This window comes from Metapseudomonas phytobenefica (assembly GCF_043392685.1).
GTDB lineage: Bacteria > Pseudomonadota > Gammaproteobacteria > Pseudomonadales > Pseudomonadaceae > Metapseudomonas.
Window position 1 is genome coordinate 1 of sequence record NZ_JBHZGM010000078.1, and the last position, 1245, is coordinate 1245.

Consider the following 1245-nt stretch of genomic DNA (forward strand, 5'->3'; position numbering starts at 1 on the left):
CACCTCATCCGTAAGGAGTAATGACCATGCAAGCATCCAAACGTTTCCTCAAGTCCCTGGCCGGTGCCGGTGTTGCGACTGCCGTGCTGGCCCAACAAGCGTATGCCGAAGGTCTGGCCGACATGGCCGCAGGCGTCGACAAGACCGACATTCTCGCCGGCCTGACCGCCGTCGGGCTGATCCTCTGCGCCATTGCGGGCGGGATTATGGGCATTCGCAAGATCAAGGGCCTGATCAAGTAACGCCGGTTCAGGGCAAACAAAGGGGGCTGCGGCCCCCTTCGTTTTCAGGGGATAGGGAAATGGTCGAGTTCTATACCAACCTTTACGAATACACCTTCTTCGTCCTGGGCGCGGCCTCGGCCTTTCTGGTTCTGCGGGGGTGGTGACATGCGGTTCCTTCAACGTCGCTGGCTGTTTGGCCTGCTGATCCTGTTCTCTGCGTCGTCCTGGTCGGCGGAGTATTACTGGAAGCACGTGCAGTCCGGTCGTACGGGCGCTGATCCGAAAACGACCTGCCAGAACGCGCTCCACTACTACAACAACTACGTGAACGTGATTCTGCCGAGCAGCAGTTACACCAGCGCTGAGCAGTGGACCTGCCAGAGTCAGCAGCCGGGCAATCCGAACGTTTCGGTCATGTACATCCAGCGGTTCGGCGATTCCTGCCCTCCGAATACCACTTACAACCCTACGGCGCTGCCTCAGTGCGTGGTTCCGCCTCCGAACGTCGGCGAACAATGCGGCACTGATGCCAACGGCAAGCCCAAGTTCATCAACAGCCAGGGCGAGTGTGCCGAAGGCGACCAGCTCGATCAGGCCGCCGTCTGCAAGGCTCTCGCTGGACAGGGCACCAAAACGCAGAAGGTGTTTATTAAGTTCGATGACGACGGCAACCCGCAGGCCCCGGCGATTGCGGACAGGACCGGTTGTGTAGCTGAACTGGCCTTGAGCGGTGTCGACCATTGCAAGCTCCCTGCGGGCAAGTCCGAGGGCGGTGTAACGCTGGTTGCTGCTGGATCGTGGTGCACCATCTTCGTCAACTTCACCGGCGAAGTCGCCAGCGATACCGGCTCCGGGTATCCCCTCGGCAACCCAGCGGCAGGCGAGGAGGGCGTGTGCCCTAACCCCGACCAGTGCCTTGCGCCGGAGCCGCCCATCGTCAAGGACTCCAAGCCCTGCAACTACATGTCCGACGGGCAGATTGTCGGCTGTGAGTCGCAGGAATTCGAAGGCAACCCCGGCG

Annotated in this window: 1 protein-coding gene and 1 pseudogene; both read left to right on the forward strand. The window is 61.0% G+C overall.

All coding sequences use genetic code 11. From position 1 onward, the window contains the following. Positions 1-26: 26 nt before the first annotated feature. Positions 27-242 (forward strand): hypothetical protein, encoded by a 216-nt coding sequence (locus ACFW0B_RS25805; RefSeq protein ID WP_449151799.1) that lies wholly within the window; start codon positions 27-29, stop codon positions 240-242. Between the two features lie 147 nt (positions 243-389). Beyond that, positions 390-1245 (forward strand): annotated as a pseudogene (locus tag ACFW0B_RS25810) (hypothetical protein); the annotation flags it as partial.